This window comes from Rhodanobacter sp. C05, assembly GCF_002001165.1.
Lineage (GTDB): Bacteria > Pseudomonadota > Gammaproteobacteria > Xanthomonadales > Rhodanobacteraceae > Rhodanobacter.
Map to the genome: position 1 here is coordinate 31,776 of NZ_MUNQ01000026.1, position 18,730 is coordinate 50,505.

Sequence of the window (18,730 nt, forward strand, 5' to 3'; positions counted from 1 at the left end):
CGTCGCACCGTGACATAACAGCTGCGGGAGGGACATGCCGATGAAACACCAGAGCCACACCGGTAGCGCTGGGGTATGCGCATGCTGAGCATGCTGCTGGTCGCAGGCATGGCGGCAAGCGCCAATGCGCCGGCATGGCAGGACGGCCTTGACTGGCACGGTGTGCACGTGAGCATGAGCCAGGACGCGCAAGGCAGCTACACGCTGGCGTGGCCGTACGGGCAACGCGTGATCCCGGCTCAGCCACTGCACACCAAGACTGCCAGCCTGCTGTTCGACGGCTTGTTCGCGATGGCGCAGGACGACCTGAAACAGGATTCGGTAACGGCGATCCGCGATGGTGCGTTCGATCACGGCCAGCCGATTCCCTGCCAGTGTTTCGAGACCGGCCTGAAGTGGCCGTATGTGTGGACGCGCGATCTTTCGTATTCGGTCGACCTCGGTCTGTGGCGCTTCGATCCTGCGCGTTCGCGCAACGGCCTGCAGTTCAAGCTTTCTGACGTACGCGTGCCGTCTGCGCCGCAGGGTTCGGCTTCAAGACAATACGTTGTGATGCAGGACACCGGCTCCGGCGGCAGCTGGCCGATCAGCACCGACCGTGTGGTGTGGTTTCTCGGCGCACAGCATCTGCTCGGTGACAAGGCCTTCGCCGAGGACGTCTACCATGCGCTGGGCAACACGCTGACGCAGGATCGGCAGTACGCATTCGACGCCACGTTCGGACTCTATCGCGGCGAAACCTCCTTCCTCGACTGGCGCGAGCAGACCTATCCGGCATGGACGGCGGATAACGTCGTCACTATCGGGCAGTCGTTCGCGTTATCCACCAATGTGCTGCATTATCAGGCACTGCAGCTGGCCGCCACGCTGGCCGACGCACACCACGATGCACAGGCAGCCACCGACTATAGCGCGCAGGCTGTGGCGCTGAAGACGGCAATCAACGCGCACTTCTGGCGCGCCGACCGCGGCCTCTATATGAGCTACCTCGGCGGCGACGGTACGCCTTATGACACCTACGACCTGCTCGGCATCGCGCTGGCGGTCACCAGCGGCGTGGCCGATGGCGCGCGCGCACAGCAGACGCTGGCGAACTATCCGACCTGGCCGGCTGGCAGTCCGGTGATCTGGCCCGAGCGCGCCGACCAGCCGATCTATCACAATCGTGCGATCTGGCCGTTCGTCAGCGCCTACGCACTGCGTGCTGCGCGCGTAGTGAACGCGCCGGCGCGCATTGCGCACGAGATCGAATCGGTGATGCGCGGGGCCGCGCTGTACGGCTCCAACATGGAAAACTACGAACTGCTGACCCAGGGTCAGCACGTGGACGAGGGCAAGCTCAGCGGCCCTGTGGTGAATTCGCCGCGGCAAGTGTGGTCGGTGGCTGCCTATCTCGCGGTGGTGACCGAAGGCGTGTTCGGTCTCACTGAAGATGGCCGCGTCGAACCGAAGCTGCCCACCTCGCTGGTGCCGATGCTGTTCGGTCAGCGCACGTCGATCAAACTGGATCTGCCGGATCGACAGATCACGTTGCAACTTCCCGCGCACGTCGACGGCAACCTGCTGGTCGCCGACCGCACCGACACGCACGGCACCAACACGGTCGTCACGCTCAAGGCGATCCAGGTGCCGGATCTGCCATTGCGCACCGATGCACCGCCGTATGCACCGGCCGCCCCACCCGCGCCCGTGCTGATCGCTGATGCCGACGGCTGGCGCGTGCAGGTCGACGGCAAGGTTGTGCTTTATATCAACGGCAAACGCCACGGCAGCATCGACGGCAACGGCCAGCTCGCGCATCAGCCGGGACTGAGCTGCGTCAGCGCCACGCGCATCGATGCACATGGCCTCGAATCACTGCACAGCCCCGACACCTGCGTGGGCGATGTGATGAAAGTAGTTGGCAGTTGGCCACGCACGTGGACAGCGCCAGCCACCGGCAACTATCGCGTTTCACTCGACTACGCGAACGCACATGGCCCGATCAACACCGGCGTCACCGCCGCCGTGAAGATGCTGCTGATCCGCTGTCACGGCAGCGACGAGCAGCGCCTGCCGATCGTGATGCCGCACAGCATCGGCGTGCAGCGCTCGACCTGGGGCCGCTTCGCCGCGAAAGCCGGCGCCAGCTGCCACTTCGCACTCGATGACGGTTTCAACATGAGCTATCTCACCCACTTCGCGCATTACACCGGCGGCGCCGGTGGCACCGACGGCCCGTTGAACAGCGCCAGCATCGGCGATCTGCTGATTGCGCCACTGGGCGTCGCGATCGCCACGCCATGAAAAGCTGATCCGCCCGGCCCCTCCCTTCAACACGGAGGAGCACGGCAGGTGCGATCGTCAGTTCAACTGCCAGCGGCTGCAGCCATATCTGCACGCGGCCGGATGCGCTGCATATGTTCGCGGCACAGCTGTTCGACCAGCGCACGATGATCCGGCAGGTCATCGAGTGCGTGACTGGCCGCCTGCTGGATCATCGCGAATTCCCGACTTGCCGCCTCCATGTGCGGATAGGCGCTGCGCATGGGTTCGAAGTCGGTCTGGAACTCCATGCCGTACAGCACGTACTGCCAGCTGGCGGTCATGAACATTTCCAGGTCGCCGACGAAATCCAGCCGATGCGGCGGCCGATGCTTCCACTTCGCGAGCTTTTCCTGCAGGGTTTGCGGGATGCTGGCCGCGTCGGAGTTGTCGATCCAGAACCGCGAGTCGCGCCGCTGGCTCAGGCAGTAGTGCATCTTGATGAAGTCGATGATGCGGTCGTAGCGTGCAACCATCATCTCGTTGAAATGACGCGCGGCACTTTCCATGTTGTCGGTGTCGCCTGGCAACAGATGAGTAAGCAGATACGTAGCCAGTTCGATCAACGCGATTCCGGTCGATTCCAGCGGCTCCACGAAGCCACCTGCAAGGCCGACCGCAACACAATTCTTGCGCCAGTGCTCGGGCCGGTAACCGGTTTCGAACTTGATGTGCATGGCTGCCAGCCCTTCGCCGGCCGAACCCAGGTAACGGCGGAACACTGCCTCCGCACGCTCGTCATCCGTGTGGCGCGAGGAATACACGTAGCCGACACCGCGGCGCTTCTGCAAGCCGATGTCCCAGATCCAGCCGGCCTCCTGCGCGCTGGAGATGGTGTAAGGCGGGATCGGCGCATCCGGCTTCGCATAAGGCACCTGCATCGCCACCGCGCGGTCGGCGAACAGGACGTCCCGGCGGCTGCGGAACGGCGACTGCATGATGCCGCCGATCAAGGTGCCGCGCAGGCCGGTGCAATCCACGTAGAGATCTGCGGTCAGCTCCCCGAGTTCCTTGGTCACTACACATGCGATGGCGCCCTGCTCGTCCAGCACGGCGCGCTCGACGGTTGCGACGTGCCGCTTCACTCCCAGCGTTTCCTGACCGTGTTCCGCCAGCACCTTGGCGAAGCAGGCAGCATCGAAATGGAACGCATGATTCATCGGTCCCTGGTAATCGGGATCGGTCGAGCGCCTCGGGCCGCGTCCGTGATCGACCAGGGTGCTCTGCATGGTCACTGCATCGGCGAACGACACCCCCGCGGGAGCGGCTCCCAGCAGCCAGTACGGCAACAGCTCGGGGCCGCCAGGGCGCTGGCTCGGCTGGCTGAAAGGGTGGAAGAAATGGTCACTGCCGGGCGTGCCCGGCGGCCTGACCCAATGGCGATAGTGGATACCCTGCTTGTAGGTTGCCGTGGCCCCCACCAGGAAGCGTCGCTCGTCCAGCCCGATCGCCGCCAAGGTGCCGCGGATCGAAGGAAACGTGGCCTCGCCCACCCCGAGCAGGCCGATATGGTCCGACTCGACCAGATGCACCTGGACACTGTCCGGATGAACCGCATTCATGGCCTTGGCCAGGTAACACGCAGCCAGCCAGCCGGCCGTACCGCCGCCCACCACCAGCACTTTCTTCAATCTCGACATGTCCTGTTCCTTTCGCAGACGGTACAGACGACACCCTCTGACTCGGCAATTGCATGGCTCGATGACCACGTGGTCAATTTGCACCGCAAGAAACACGCCTCGTCGCAGCCTCCCAAAGAAAGGCCGGACTCCAGGGGAGTCCGGCCAAAGTGCCATTCAGGGGAGGGTTGAAGACATCCTCGTCGTGATGCCTTCAGAACGGCAACGGTGTTGCGTCACTAGCCGCACGGACTCGACCATCAGAACCAGAAGCCGAGCTGGACACCGTAGGTGCGCGGCGGCAGGTATTGGGAGATGTATACGAGGTCGCCATTGACCAGGCTGCTGCCTGCGCTGGTCTTGATGCGGTCGTCCGAGACGTTCTGCACATACACATTGACGTACCAGCGATCGCCTGGCTCGCTGTAACGCAGCGAGAGGTCGCCACGTACATACGCCTTCTGCTCGTCGGGTGCCCCCAGGTTGAACCAGCTGAGCCACTGCGCGCTCTGATACTGGGCGCTCAGGCGCGGCGTCAGGCGGCCGCCATTGCCCAGGTGGAAGTCATGCTCGTAGATGCCGGTCAGCGAGACGTTCGGTGCATGCGGCAGGTCGTTGCCGGTAACGTTCAGGCAGTTGCCCACGCCCAGCGGCGCGGTCGGCGGGCATGCCGGGAAACCGGCGTAGTCGTTGCTGCCGGCATAAAGCAGCGTGCCGAGCTTCTTCTTGGGGATGGCCGAGAAGATCAGGTTGAGACGGTCATCCTGTTGCTGGTAAGCCAGCTCCGACTCGAAGCCGATCACTTCGGTATTGCCCTGCACGTTCGAGAAGCCCAGGCCATGCGCGCCATTGGCATAGGTGATTGGCGCGGACAGCTGGAAATTCTTGAAGTCTTCGTAGTACGCGGCACTGTTCCAGGTCAGATGCCCGTTGAAGAACGCGAACTTGGTGCCGATTTCGTAGTTGGTAAGTGACTCGGGCTTGTACAGCGCACCACCGTCCTGGGTGCCGCCGGACTTGTAGCCGGTCGAGACGCTGGCATAGGCCAGGCCATGCTCACCGAGGTCGGTGTCCACGCGGGTCAGCCAGGTGATCTTGCTCTTGCTGTACGTGGCGGTGTTGTACTGGCCCGCGCTGAAGCCGGTCGATGGACCCGGCAGGACACCCGGAGAAATCGGCTGCTGCGGCACCGTCGGATCGTAGTCCCAATCCCAGTTGATGCCGCCGTCGTTGGCCTTGTCGTCATGCGACCAGCGTGCACCGGCAGTCAGGCGCCAATGATCGGACATATGCCAGGTGGCTTGGCCGAATACCGCCTTGGACTCCACCGTTTCCTTCGGCTGGATGAACGAACCCTGCCAGTTGACCGTACCCTGCTGGGTACCGTTCATGATCGGAATGTCGAAGCGGATGTTGTTGTCTTCGTATTCGTAGTAGGCACCGACGATCCAGTCGATCGCCTGCTGGCCCTTCGACTTCAGGTCGACCTCGCTGCTGTAGCTTTCGTAGTTCGAATAGTTGGTGCGGTCTTCCTGGCGCACGCCGCCGGTGGTGAAGCTGGTGGGTACGGCCACGCCGACGTCCTGGTCGAAGTCGCTCTTGCCGGAATAGCGGTTGTAGCCGGCGATATAGCTGAGTTCCATGCCGTCGTTGATTTCCCAGTCCATCCGGCTACGCACCGTCTTGGAAGTTCGATCCAGATACGGCGCGGTGTCGATCAGCGCCGACCAGAAATCCTGGCCCGGGCGTGGCTGCTGCATCAGGCTCAGGCTGGGCGTGCCGCGATCGACGAAATACTCGTACGACAGGTTCCACTTGAACGCGTCGCTGGGCTGCCACAGCGCGCTCACGCGGACGGCGGACTGATCCTGCGCGTCGTACTTCTTGCCGCTCTGGATGAACTGGTTGAGATTGATCGGCTGGAAACTTGCCGGATTGCCGCCCGAGGCGAGATAGGTCGCCTGCTGCTGTGCCACCGACGGGATCTCGCTGGCCGGGTTCTGGTAGTTGACGTAGCCATCATGCTGCTCGTGCACCGCCGCCACGCGCATCGCAAAGGTGCTGCTGATCGGCAGGTTGATCGCGGCGCGCGTTCCCATCTGGCTGTAATTGCCTGCCTCGATCTGCCCATTGCCGTAGAAGCCGCCGTTGATGTCGGGCTTGGCCGTCTGGAAGCTGATCGCGCCAGCGGTGGCGTTGCGACCCCACAGCGTGCCCTGCGGGCCACGCAGCGCTTCGACGCTGTCCATGTCCAGCAGCAGACCCGAGGCAGCCTCGGCGCGAGGCGCATACACGCCGTCGACGAAGGTGGCGACTTCAGGATCGGCATACTCGGTCTTGGCGCTGTCGTTGCCGATGCCGCGCATGGTCAGCGTCACCACGTCATGGTCGCCCTCCGACGTACCCTGCAGGCCCGGTACCAGCTTGGTCAGGTCCTGCACGGTCATCACGCGCTCCTTGTCGAGCGTGTCCGCCGTGATCGCCGTGACTGCCACCGGCGTTTTCTGCAGCGGCGTCTCGCGCTTGGTCGCGGTAACCGAGATGGCATCCAGATCCTTGACTTTCTTGTCAGCGGCGTTCGGATTCTGCGATGACGGGTTTGGCGCCGGTGCGTCCTGACCTGCCGCAAGCAGCGTGCCCGGAGCGAGCACGAGTGCCATGGCGACATACAACAACTTGTGATGCAGATTCATCTGGCTCTCCCTCTAAATCGTTCGGATGGTTGTTGGCCGCCACGAACACCGGCCAAGACAAAGATTTCCCCGCTCCCCACGCCACACCGTTGATCCTGAAATGACAGCGCTGTCATTGACTGATCATAGAGCGCCTCTGCGATGAATGCTTGTCGCACAGCAACAAGCCATCAAGGCATTCACAACCTCATGCTTTACGGCCCCTCACGCCGCTTGCTTGGCCTTCCAACAGCTTGTTATTGATGCAACGCAAATAGACGTCTTGGCGTCCAATCCCGCGAAGACGGCATCCACCTGTCGACCTGCGCCTGCTGAAAGTGGAGTAGCTGATTCCGAAGTCGTGCCGGCGCAACGACCCGGCCAACATCGCGAAACCCGCAATGAACACCATTGACATCACCACTGCGGACAACGGCTCGACATTCATGGCTTGCCCCCGTGAGCCGGACACGCCAGCGTCCGGTCCGCTACCGTGCCGAGCGACACGTCGGTGACGGCGACCTGTTCACCGGAATGACTGGTCCATTCGAATGGCCGGTCCAGGCTGCTCATGTTGGCGCCGGCGTCGCGGAAGCATTTCAGCGGAATGCCCAAGCGCAGCCACTGCCCGTGAGGCAACGCAGCAAGCTGTCGGCCGACTGGCACCTCACCGCTGCAGCCGATGCCGCAACCGACACCGATCGAAGTTTCCCCGGACGACACCGCATCGACCCGCAACGTGGTCACCAGCAACACATCGCCATTGGTTTCACGTTCCACGTCCAGCGGCGCAGGTGCCACCAGCGCGACATCTGCCGCACCGTTGCCGGACCAGCTCAGGCTGCGCGCGTCCTCCTGCGCCTTGTAGTCGAGCGCGCCGATGCGCAGGCTGCCGTCGGGCGTGGCGGCAGGGGTGGCGGCGACATTCGTGGCCGCCCCGTTCGCACCGGTCAGGCGCAGTGTGAAACCCTGCGTCGGCTTGCCATGGGTGAAGTAGACGCCGGCCCGCGCAGCGCTCAACACGATCCCGGCATCCTCGGACAACGGGCCGGTGTTGCCGCGATCGGCATAGGTCAGGCCGAAGCCGTAGGGGAACTGCGGACGCTCGCCCCGCGCGGCGGCGACGACGGGGATCTGCACCGCGCTGCGCGGCCACGCATAGGCCAGTTTGCCGTGGAAGTCGTGCGCGATGCGGCCGTCGCGGGTGCGCAGCAGCACGTCGGCAATGCCCTCGCCTTCGCTGCCCGGCAGCCATGCCACCACGAAGGCATCGGCGGCGTTGATCTCGCGATTCATCCACAGCGGTCGCCCGGTCAGGAACACCGCCACCACCGGCAATCCCTGCACGTGCAGGCGACGCAACAGGTCGAGGTCGTGGTCGTTGCCCGGACGGTAGGCCAGATTCGGCAGGTCACCCTGGAATTCGGCGTAGGGATCCTCGCCGAACACCACGATGGCGACGTCGGGCCTCTGCTTGTAATCGCCATCCACCGCCAGCTCGGCGCTGCCGCCAGCCGCCTGCACCTGCGCGCGAAGACCGGCCCAGATCGAGGTGGCCCCGGGGAAATTCGCATTGGTCAGGCCAGTGCCCTGCCAAGTCAGCGTCCAGCCACCGTTCTGCTTGGAGATGTTGTCGGCGCCGTCGCCGGCGACCAGGATGTGCTTGCGCGGATCGATCGGCAACACGCCGTGGTTGTTTTTCAGCAGCACCAGCGACTCGCGTACCGCCCGGCGTGCCAGTGCGCGATGCGCGGGACTGCCGATCACCTGCGCCGACCGGGCCACCAGCGGGTTGGCCGATGGCGGACCGGCCTCGAACATGCCCAGGCGCAGCTTCACCCGCAGGATGCGGGTCACCGCATCGTCTACGCGGCTCATCGGGATCACCCCACCCTTCACCTCGGCCAGGGTGTTCTCATACAGACCCTTCCAGGAATCGGGCGCCTCCAGCATGTCCAGCCCGGCGTTGTACGCCACCGGACAATCCTCGTTGGTGCAGCCGGGTACCTGGCCGTGCGCGTTCCAGTCGCCCAGCACGATCCCGTCGAAGCCCATGCGCTCCTTCAGCACGTCGGTGATCAGCGCCTTGTTGCCGGCCATCTTCACCCCGTTCCAGCTGGAGAACGAGACCATCACCACCTGCACGCCGGCCTTGATCGCGGGCGGGTAGCCGGCCGCGTGCACATCGCGCAACACCGCCTCGCTGACCTCGGCATCGCCCTGGTCCTTGCCGTCGCGGGTGCCGCCGTCGCCGACAAAATGCTTGGCGGTGGCGATCACGTGCTCGGCATCCAGGAACTGCGGTGTACCCGGCTTGCCTTCCAGACCGCCGACCACGGCGGCGGCGTATTGCGCCACCAGTGCCGGATTCTGCGAATAACCTTCGTAGGAACGGCCCCAGCGCACATCCTGCGGCACCGTGAGCGTGGGCGCGAAAGTCCAGTTGATGCCGCTGGCGCGCAACTCCTTCGCAGTGACCTCGCCGATCTCGTGGATCAGCTGCGGATCGCGCGTGGCACCCAGCGCGGAGTTCTGCGGAAACAGCGTGCTGCCGACGAGGTTGTTGTGGCCATGCACGGCGTCGATGCCGAACAGCACCGGGATCGCCAGACGACCGCCCGCGGTGTCCATCGAGGCGTGGTAGAACGCATCGGACAGCTGCTGCCACTGCACCGCCGTTGCGGTCTGTTGCCCGTTCGGCTTGGAGTTGCCACCGGCCAGGATCGAGCCCAGACGGTACTTGCGCGCATCGTCCGGGGTCACGTACTTGATGTCGGCCTGGATCATCTGGCCGACCTTGTCTGCCACCGACATCTTCGCCAGAAGCGCCTGCACCCGGGACTCGAGCACGGGATCAGGTGGCAGCGGCGAGCTGACTTCCGGCCACAGCTCGGGGTGGACAACAGCCGTGTCGCCGGCCATGGCGGGAACGGTCATGAGCAGTACGCCAGCGAGTGACAAAGCCATGGAGAGGTGTCGCAGCAACGGGCTCGATGGGGGCGACAGTGGCACGGCAACGCTCCTGGCTGGCGCACCGGCGGTGCGCGTCTGAGCCGCAGGGTGGCAGAAATGACAGCGCTGTCAATTTGCTCTGCAACATGACTGCCGAGTCGTGCGGCGGAGTGGGTGGCCTCAGGGGGCAGCGGCAGTGGAGCCGCGGATCTGCAGGACGAAGGGCACCTGCACCAGCTGGCCAGCGCCGTGACCGCGCAATGCGCCGAGCAATTGCTCAGCGGCGATCTTGCCCATCTCGCGACTCGGTTGCTGGACGGTGGTGAGCGCCGGCCACAGCTGGCGCGACAGCGGCGTATCGTCGAAGCCGCAGACCGACAGGTCTTGCGGTACCTTCAAGCCGTACTCGCCAGCCGCCCACATCACGCCGGTGGCCATGTCGTCGTTGGCGGCGAACACCGCCGTCGGCCGTTTGGCCAGCGCAAACAACTTCCGCGCCGCCTCCACGCCGGAGCCGAAGGTGAAGGCGCCCTGCACCACCATGGCCGGATCCTCCGGCAGGCCCGCGGCGGCCATCGCCTCGCGGTAACCAGCCAGACGCCAGCGGCTGGCACCGTGGTCGGCGATGCCGATTACGTGGGCAATCCGCCGATGCCCCAGTTCCAGCAGATGTTCCACGATCGCCCGTGCGGCCCGCTGCTCGTCCATCGTGACGCCGATGACTTTGCCACGCCGCTGCGGCGACACGCTGGCGTACGGTACGTTGGACTCGCGCAGGCGTTTCAGCAGCGGCGCATAGTCGGTGATCGGTGGCGTCAGCACGACGCCATCGGGGTGATGATCGGAAATCAGTGCATCGAAGCGACGGATGAAATCACCGCCGCGCATGCGAAGCGGACGCACCATCATGCTGTAGCGATGCGCGTCGCAAGCCTCCAATACACCATCCTGAATCTCGGCCAGATAGGTCGAGGCCGGATTGTCATTGTTGTCGTACAACATCGCCACCAGGAACGAGCGATTGCCCGCCAGACTGCGCGCCGATGGATGCGGGCGATAGTCCATCGCCTCCATGGCGGCGCGCACGCGCTGACGCGTGGCATCGGTCACGTTGGCCTCGTCATTGAGCACACGCGACACCGTCTTGGGCGATACATTCGCCGCGCGCGCCACATCTTCGAGGCGTACCCGCATGGATTCTCCGTGGTCGTCACACTGTCGATCGACTATGCCGCCAGAGCCCTCCGCTTTACAAGGACGCTTTACAGGGACGATCGGCGTTGCAGGGAGCGAGGCCGCTACGCGGCGTGCCGACGCAGCCATGAATACGTATGCAGGCGCTGGTTACTGCACTGCGACGCTGCCTACCATGCAGGGCTGTCGCCCGGCAGCAAGGTGCACCGATGCTGCGCCCGCAGCATGCGGGATGCGCCACGCCATGACATAACTGCTGCCTGAGGGGAGGTGCCAATGATCCGGATCAACCACAGCTCAGTACCCACGGTGCGCGTGTGTTGAGCATGCCGCGAGCGAACGCGGGCGCGCCGCGCGACATCACCTGCAACAAGGATAGCCACCGATGACGCCGAAACCCGCACTGTCGTTCTGGCAGATCTGGAACATGTGCTTCGGCTTTCTCGGCCTCCAGTTCGGCTTTGCGCTGCAGAACGCGAACGTCAGCCGGATATTCCAGACGCTGGGCGCGAACGTGAACGACATCCCGGCGCTATGGATCGCCGCGCCATTGACCGGGCTGATCGTGCAACCGATCATCGGCCACTACTCCGATCGCACCTGGAACCGGCTGGGCCGGCGCCGGCCGTACTTCCTGCTCGGCGCGGTGTTCGCCTCGCTGGCGCTGCTGTGGATGCCGAACGCACCGATGCTGTGGGTGGCCGCCGGCCTGCTGTGGATCCTGGATGCGTCGATCAACGTGTCGATGGAGCCGTTCCGTGCCTTCGTCGGCGATCAACTGCCCACGCAGCAACGACCTGCCGGTTATGCGATGCAGAGTTTCTTCATCGGTGCTGGCGCGGTGATCGCCTCCATGTTGCCGTGGATCCTGGCGCAGTTCGGTGTGGCCAACGTGGCGACGGACGGAGGCATCCCCGATACGGTGAAGTACGCGTTCTACGCCGGTGGCGCGGTGCTGCTTGGCGCGGTGCTCTGGACCATCCTGACCACGCGCGAATACCCGCCCGCGCAGTTGCAATCGTTCACCGACAACGTGGCAGATGAACCGGCCGTGGATGCATCGCGCGCCTGGCGGCCGGGCGTGCTGCTGCTGCTGGTCGGTATCGCGGTGCTGCTCGCGATCAGGCATTTCACGCTGGAGAAAGAGGTCTACCTGCTGGCCGGCGGCCTGATCGTGTTCGGCCTGCTGTTCGCATGGCTGAGTCGCACCCGCAGCCACCGCATGTTGCGCGAAGTGATGGGCGACCTCTATGGCATGCCGGCTTCGATGCGGCGGCTGGCCTGGGTGCAGCTGTTCTCCTGGTTCGCGCTGTTCGCGATGTGGATCTACACCACCTCGGGCGTGACACAGACGATCTACGGCACCATCGATACCGGCTCGTCCGCCTACAACGAGGGTGCCAACTGGGTCGGCGTGCTGTTCGCCGCGTATAACGGTTTTGCCGCACTGGCCGCGGTGCTTATCCCGCTGATGGTGCGTCGATGGGGCCTGCGCATCAGCCATGTGGTGAACCTGTGTCTTGGGGGTGCTGGTCTGCTGTCCTTCCTGTACATCCGCGATCCACACTGGCTGCTCGCCTCGATGGTCGGCGTCGGCTTTGCGTGGGCCTCGATCCTGTCGCTGCCTTATGCGTTGCTGTCGGACAACCTGCCCACGGCGAAGATGGGCGTCTACATGGGCATCTTCAATTTCTTCATCGTGATCCCGCAACTGCTCGCCGCCAGCGTGCTCGGCCTGCTGCTGCGGCTGTGCTTCCACAACCAGCCGATCTGGGCACTCGGCCTGGGCGGCGCCAGCCTGCTCATCGCGGGCCTGTGCACGCTGCGCGTGCCCGAACCCGAGGCTAGCGTGTAACTGACACACCCGCGCCCCGCTCCATAGAGCCCCAACCATGCCCAAGCTGCACCTGCTTCCCGTCCTCGTCGCCACTCTCGCCTGCAGCCTCGTGCACGCGGCCACACCAACCAAGACACCCGAGTTCGTTGGCACCGACGAGCCGTTCGCATCCAACGCGATCTACTTCGTGATGACCGACCGCTTCGTCAACGGCGATCCGTCCAACGATCAGCGCCATCAGGGCGGCGCGCATCCCACCTTCGATATTCCGGTAGCGGGCGCACCCAAGGGCCAGAGCGACAACATCGGCTACCTCGGCGGCGACTTCAAGGGCGTGCTGGACAACGCCGGCTATATCCGCAGCATGGGCTTCGGCGCGGTGTGGATCACCCCGATCGTGCAGAACCCGGACGAGGCGTTCACCGGCGGCGACCCGGTGAGCTGGGGCTCGAAGTTCACCGACCGCGGCAAGACCGGCTTCCACGGCTACTGGGGCGTCAACTTCTACAAGCTCGACCCGCACCTGCCCAGCAAGAACCTCGACTTCGCCCAGTTCACCGCAGCGATGCACGCGCAGGGGCTGAAGGTGGTGCAGGACATCGTCGCCAATCACGGCTCGCCCGCCTTCAGCATGCCGAAGGCGCAGCCGATGTTCGGCCAGATTTACGACAAGGACGGCAAGCTGATCGCCGACGAGCAGAACCTGCGACCGGACCAGCTCGACCCCGTGCGCAATCCGCTGCATCGCTTCTATCACGCGTACGAGGATCTGGCCCAGCTCTCCAACAACGACGACGAGAATCCGGCCGTGCTGGACTACTTCGTCGGTGCGTATCTGCAATGGGCCGCCGAAGGTGCCGACGCTTTCCGCATCGACACCATCAGCCACATGCCCACCGCGTTCTGGAAACAGTTCGCCGCACGCATCCGCGCGAAGCATCCGGGCTTCTTCATGTTCGGCGAGGCGTTCGACTACAGCCCCGACAACATCGGCCAGTACACCTGGGCGAAGAGCGGCGGCATCAGCGTGCTCGACTTCCCGCTGCGCGGGCGCGTCGCCGACGTATTCGAACATCCCGGCAGCGACTACGCCCACCTGCTCGACCGCCTCTACCTCACCAACGGCCCCTACGCGAACCCGTACGACCTGGTCACCTTCTACGACAACCACGACATGGCGCGACTCAACGCCAGCGACAACGGCTTCATTGACGCCAACAACTGGCTGTTCACCGCGCGCGGCATTCCGGCCATCTACTACGGCTCGGAAACCGGCTTCGAGCGCGGCAAGGCCGAGCATGAAGGCAACCGCAACTACTACGGTCAGCAGCGCATCGACGACGCGTCAAAGAGTCCGATCTACGAACATCTCAAGCGCATCGCGCAACTGCGCGAGCACACGCCCGCTCTGCAACGCGGCCTGATGCTGCCGCTGCGCTTCGCCGGGGATCAGGCTGCGTTCTATCGCGTCTATCAGAAAGGCGAGGTGCACCAGATTGCGCTGGTGCTGCTCAACAAGGGCGACCAGTCGGCCGACTTCACCATCAGCGACGACTTGCAGCCGGGTCATTGGAAAGCTGCCGTCGGTGACAGCTCGATCGAGGTAGCCAATGGCGGCCATCTGCACGCCAGCGTCGGCGCACACGACGTACAGGTCTATCTGTTTGATGCAGCCATCACCCGTACCGATCTTGTTGCTGAGCTGACGCGACTGGTGCAGGAACGCGGACATCCAGCCAACTAAACCACTCGACTCAACATGGCCAGATTAGGTTGCAGGATTGGGCTGCGCCCTGCGACCCAAGCTGTTTATCTTCATGGGCCGACGTCTTGCAAACAGAGCACATCGCACGGGATAGGCTGCAGGGATTAGACTGCAATTTGAAATCTGCTTAGCGTTAGGCCGTCAAAACCAACAGCGGAGGCTGCGGTGAGATCTATCGTTTTCATATTTCTATTTCTTGCTTCGGGCGCGGCGCATGCTCTGGGTCCAGATGAAATGGAGTTTGTCGGAAAGCTAGGCCGCGACCACTTAGTGCTTGAGTTCAAAGCGGATCCCCACATTTATGGGGCAATCAACTCAAAGCTCGCGCACTGTGTCGCAGACGGAACAGTCATCGAATGTCGTCGTCAGGAAGGCGAGGTCATATATTCTCAAGGAGTACGGAACTCACGGCAGTTCTTCGCGGCTCGCGCTCTGTACAGAGAAATCTATCCAAAGCAAAAGGTCGGTGTGTGGTACGAAAAAGGCGCCTACAATGACACGTTTTTTGTGTGTGCAAAGGGGTGCTCAAGCTCCGTCCCGGAGCTATTCATTCAAGTTACCCACGGTGATTAATTTTTTGTAGGTCTACTAGTCACTGGTTCCCCATTCGGGCCCGTCAAGAGAAGCGCTCTCGTCGCGCAGCGTCACGGTCTGACTATGCGCTCAAGCGGACCGTGCGGGAGGAAGTTTCCGGTGCAATCATGCGTTGCGGCCCGCACGGCCGCTTAGCTTAGGCGTTAGGCGTCACCTCGAGAACGCGGTCCGCGCATAGGTTTACCCTTAGCAGGACCTGTCAGGTTCTTCATTTTTCTGAAAAGGAGACACCATGAACACGATTGAGATCGCGACCAAGCTGGTGGAACTATGCAAGCAAGGAAAGAACAGCGAGGCGAAGGCCCTGTACGCTGCTGATGCAGTGAGCGTAGAAGCATTCGCACCACCTGGCGGGCAACAAGAAGCGAGGGGGCTTGCAGCAATTCAGGCAAAAGGTGAATGGTGGAGCGCCAATCACGAGATCCACTCTGCCTCTGTAACCGGTCCTTGGCCGCACGGCGACAGATTCATCGTCGGGTTCCAATACGACGTGACGAACAAGCCCTCCGGGCAACGAATGAAGATGGACGAGGTTGGTCTGTTTACCGTAAAGAACGGAAAGATAATACGAGAGGAATTTTTCTACGCAGGTGGTGCGTAAGACACGAGCCTAGCTAGGCTGGTGCAAGTTCGTCGAGTACCGCCTAATCCTTCCATTGAGCGGACTGGCCATTCGCTCATCTCAAATGTTGGGCCTTGCATGAAACTTGCGGATGTTCGTCGTTTTGCGCTCGGGCTTCCTGACGTTACCGAGGAGCCTCATCACGAGTACTCCTCGTTCCGCGTGCAAGGCAAAATCTTTGTTACAGTCCCCCCGCACGGCGAACACATTCACGTCTTCGTCAACGAAACTTCTCGCGAGCACGCGCTTGCGCTATTTCCGCAATTCATCGAAAAGCTTTTGTGGGGCGGCAAGGTTCGAGGTATTCGCATCCAGCTTGCTGCTGCTACACCTGACGCGGTCAGGACCTTGGTTCGCTCCGCGTGGATAAACAAGGCACCCCCCTCGCTCACGCAGCGTGGCGAAGCCTGACTACTCATCCGAGAGGACGGCTACGCCGCCGCTTGACTCAAGCGTTAGATGATCAGTGAACCATTAGTAGTCTAGTAACCAAAGATCCGATGGGGATTAGGCATGCAAACAAACTGTAATCACGCCTTTGGGGAATGGATTCAGGCCGGTACTGCTCGGCACCGTGCATGCAGTCGATGTGGCACGAATGAAAATCAGGTTTCCCTGCCGTGTTCGGACTGCAACGGGACCGGTGCCTGTCCCCGCTGCCACGGTTCATGTAGCGATTCCTATGGTCGGAGCTGTGACCTTTGTTGCGGGGAGGGCGACTGCCGATACTGCAACGGGAACCGGGTGAGCTGGTACATGCAGTAAGTCAGCGACGTTCACGACCGGTCAGACGACCAAAACGTGCAACACCATATTGCTTTTGTCGCTCTTGCCTGCACAAGCATCACAAAACGGGGTGCCTCCAACGCCTCAGCAGCAAAACACGCCCATTGAAGAAATCACGATGGTGTTATCCGATCATGGTGTGGTCGCAAGCGATCATCATCTGCAAAGCAGATGGGCGTGAGCTACATACCCGCGTTCAGCCCGCTTCCCCGACGGCATGCTGAAAGGGTCGCACGATGGTCGCAACCGTGGATTCCGGATGTTGAGCTGGTCACGTCCAGCACCTAACCATTCGTTCGAGGTGGACGGTTACGCCGCCGCTTGACTCCAACGTTCGGCGGAAATCAGCGAGTGAGATACCAGGGCAAGTCGAAGAATGATCGAGCAGATGCAACGTGAAGAAGTTGAAGCCGTCGGTAACCAAGGGTTGCCCAAGCATATGCAGGCATTCGTATTGAAGGCCTACGGTGGCCCTGAATGCACGAGCCTGACGCAAGTGCCGCTGCCTGAGCCTGCCTCGCGGCAGTTGCTCGTCAGGGTGCGTGCTGCAGGCCTGAACCCGGTGGACTTCAAGACTCGCCGGGGCGACTTGCGGCCTGTGCAGCGCTATCGACTGCCAGCCGTACTTGGCAATGAACTGGCTGGCGAAGTGGTCGCGTGCGGCGACCAGGTGCAGCGTTTTCGTGTCGGTGACCGGGTGTTCGCACGCGTCGACAAAAGCGCCATGGGCGCATTCGCCCAGTTCGCAGTCGTCGAGGACGGCCATGCTGCCGTGATGCCTGCGAGCCTCGATTTCGCGACGGCCGCCGCCATTCCCCTCGCCGGCCTCACCGCGCTGCAAGCTCTGCGCGACGAGCTGCACGTCGCGAGCGGGCAGCGCATCTTCATCTCCGGCGGCGCCGGCGGCGTGGGCAGCTTCGCCATACAGATCGCAAAGCACCTTGGCGCCCAGGTGGCGACAACTGCGTCGCCCCGAGGGGAAGCGCTGGTGCGACAGCTTGGCGCCGACACGGTCGTGGACTACACGAAAGAATCTCCCGAAACAGTTCTTTCGGGATTCGACGGGGCATTTGATCTTGTCGGCGGCCGTGCGCTTGCGCAAGCGTTTGCCATAGTGCGGCCGGGCGCCACCGTCCTCAGCATCGCCGGGATGCCCGAGCCACAAACGGCATCGAAGGACCTGGGACGCGTGCTGGGGTTGCAGGCGTTGTCTGGGTGGCGAGCTTCCCGCTAAGACTCCGCGCCCGCCAGCACGGGGTGCGCTACCGCTACCTCTTCATGCACCCGAGCAGCGAGGACTTGTCCGAGCTTGCCCGTCTTGTCGATGCTGGTGCACTCAAGGCAATTGTCGACAGCGCGTATCCCTTCGAGCGAATCGCCGAGGCGATGTCCAGGCTTGAAGCGGGGCATGCCAAGGGCAAGATTGTCGTCACCATGCCCGGGTAATCAAAGCGCACTGCGCTCATCAAACCACCGACCGCACCACCCCACCATCCACACGCACTGCCGCGCCAGTGGTCGCCGAGGCCTGCTCCGAAGCGAGATACACCGCGAGGTTGGCAACTTCCTCGACGGTGGCCAGCCGCTTGATCAGCGACGACGGGCGATGGGTGGCGATGAAATCGCGTTCGACCTGTTCCAGTGGCACACCCTGCTCCGTCGCAATCTTGCCGAAGAAATCGCCGACGCCTTCCGAGCGCGTCGGGCCGGGCAGGATCGCATTGACGGTGACGCCGGTGCCGGCAAGTGATTCGGCAAGGCCGCGCGACACGGCGAGCTGGGCGGTCTTGGTGGTGCCGTAGTGGACCATCTCGGCGGGAATCTGCACGCCCGATTCGCTGGAGATGAACTGCACGCGGCCCCAACCGCGCTGCGCCATGCCCTGTGCGTAATGCCGCGCCAGCCGCACGCCACTCATCACGTTGACCTCGAAGAAGTGCAGCCAGTCTGCGTCGGTAATCTCGAAGAACGCCTTCGGCTCGAAGATGCCGAGGTTGTTGACCAGGATGTCGGTCTGCGGCACCTGCGCGATCAAGTGCTCGGCACCTTCGCGCGTGCCGAGGTCGCCGGCCACGCCGCTGAGGCGCGCACCGCTGACGTTCTTGGTGATGCTGGCGATGGCTTCGTCCACACGTGCCAGCGTGCGCCCCGTGATGACGACGTGCGCACCCGCCGCAGCGAGGCCGCTGGCGATCGCCAGGCCGATGCCGGCGGTGGAGCCGGTGACGATCGCGCGGCGCTTGCTCAGGTCGATATGCATGAAGGTTCTCCGGTGAGAATGACGACGCGGCGCAAGGCCACTTACTCCAGTGCACTGGATTGAGGGCAGCAAGCCGCTGAATCAAGCCACACAGACGGATGCATGCAATACAGCAATCATGGAAT

12 protein-coding genes are annotated in these 18,730 nt (G+C 63.1%); 7 read left to right on the forward strand and 5 right to left on the reverse strand.

The window, feature by feature from the left end; translation table 11 throughout:
- Positions 1-81 precede the first annotated feature (81 nt).
- Entirely contained in the window at positions 82-2,286 is a 2,205-nt protein-coding gene (locus B0E51_RS17960) for a Six-hairpin glycosidase-like protein (RefSeq protein ID WP_077446426.1), read from the forward strand.
- A 62-nt stretch (positions 2,287-2,348) separates the two neighbouring features.
- Here the strand turns inward: B0E51_RS17960 and B0E51_RS17965 are convergent, their stop codons facing one another.
- The 4 genes from B0E51_RS17965 to B0E51_RS17980 form a co-directional block, all read right to left on the reverse strand.
- On the reverse strand, positions 2,349-3,944 hold the full coding sequence (locus B0E51_RS17965; RefSeq protein ID WP_077446261.1) for a tryptophan halogenase family protein: 1,596 nt from the start codon (positions 3,942-3,944) through the stop codon (positions 2,349-2,351).
- Between the two features lie 239 nt (positions 3,945-4,183).
- On the reverse strand, positions 4,184-6,616 hold the full coding sequence (locus B0E51_RS17970; protein WP_077446262.1) for a TonB-dependent receptor: 2,433 nt from the start codon (positions 6,614-6,616) through the stop codon (positions 4,184-4,186).
- A 423-nt stretch (positions 6,617-7,039) separates the two neighbouring features.
- On the reverse strand, positions 7,040-9,532 hold the full coding sequence (locus B0E51_RS17975; protein ID WP_254424573.1) for an exo 1,3/1,4-beta-D-glucan glucohydrolase: 2,493 nt from the start codon (positions 9,530-9,532) through the stop codon (positions 7,040-7,042).
- Positions 9,533-9,727: 195 nt separating this feature from the next.
- On the reverse strand, positions 9,728-10,741 hold the full coding sequence (locus B0E51_RS17980; protein WP_077446264.1) for a LacI family DNA-binding transcriptional regulator: 1,014 nt from the start codon (positions 10,739-10,741) through the stop codon (positions 9,728-9,730).
- A 385-nt stretch (positions 10,742-11,126) separates the two neighbouring features.
- Between B0E51_RS17980 and B0E51_RS17985 the strand changes: the two genes are divergently transcribed.
- From B0E51_RS17985 to B0E51_RS19695, 6 genes are all read left to right on the forward strand, one after another.
- Positions 11,127-12,596, forward strand: coding sequence for an MFS transporter (locus B0E51_RS17985; RefSeq protein ID WP_077446265.1), 1,470 nt, complete (start codon positions 11,127-11,129; stop codon positions 12,594-12,596).
- Positions 12,597-12,633: 37 nt separating this feature from the next.
- Positions 12,634-14,322, forward strand: coding sequence for an alpha-amylase family glycosyl hydrolase (locus B0E51_RS17990; protein ID WP_077446266.1), 1,689 nt, complete (start codon positions 12,634-12,636; stop codon positions 14,320-14,322).
- 847 nt (positions 14,323-15,169) lie between these two features.
- Entirely contained in the window at positions 15,170-15,538 is a 369-nt protein-coding gene (locus tag B0E51_RS18000; protein WP_077446268.1) for a nuclear transport factor 2 family protein, read from the forward strand.
- A 99-nt stretch (positions 15,539-15,637) separates the two neighbouring features.
- Positions 15,638-15,970, forward strand: a complete 333-nt coding sequence (locus B0E51_RS18005; RefSeq protein WP_077446269.1) for an MmcQ/YjbR family DNA-binding protein — start codon at positions 15,638-15,640, stop codon at positions 15,968-15,970.
- Between the two features lie 751 nt (positions 15,971-16,721).
- Positions 16,722-17,579 (forward strand): NADP-dependent oxidoreductase, encoded by an 858-nt coding sequence (locus B0E51_RS18010; protein WP_217333129.1) that lies wholly within the window; start codon positions 16,722-16,724, stop codon positions 17,577-17,579.
- Positions 17,580-17,602: 23 nt separating this feature from the next.
- The gene (locus tag B0E51_RS19695; protein WP_343124674.1) at positions 17,603-17,791 is read left to right on the forward strand and encodes a zinc-binding dehydrogenase; all 189 of its coding nucleotides are present in this window, start codon (positions 17,603-17,605) and stop codon (positions 17,789-17,791) included.
- 19 nt (positions 17,792-17,810) lie between these two features.
- Here B0E51_RS19695 and B0E51_RS18015 read toward each other — a convergent pair whose 3' ends face one another.
- Entirely contained in the window at positions 17,811-18,605 is a 795-nt protein-coding gene (locus B0E51_RS18015) for an SDR family oxidoreductase (protein WP_077446270.1), read from the reverse strand.
- Positions 18,606-18,730 lie beyond the last annotated feature (125 nt).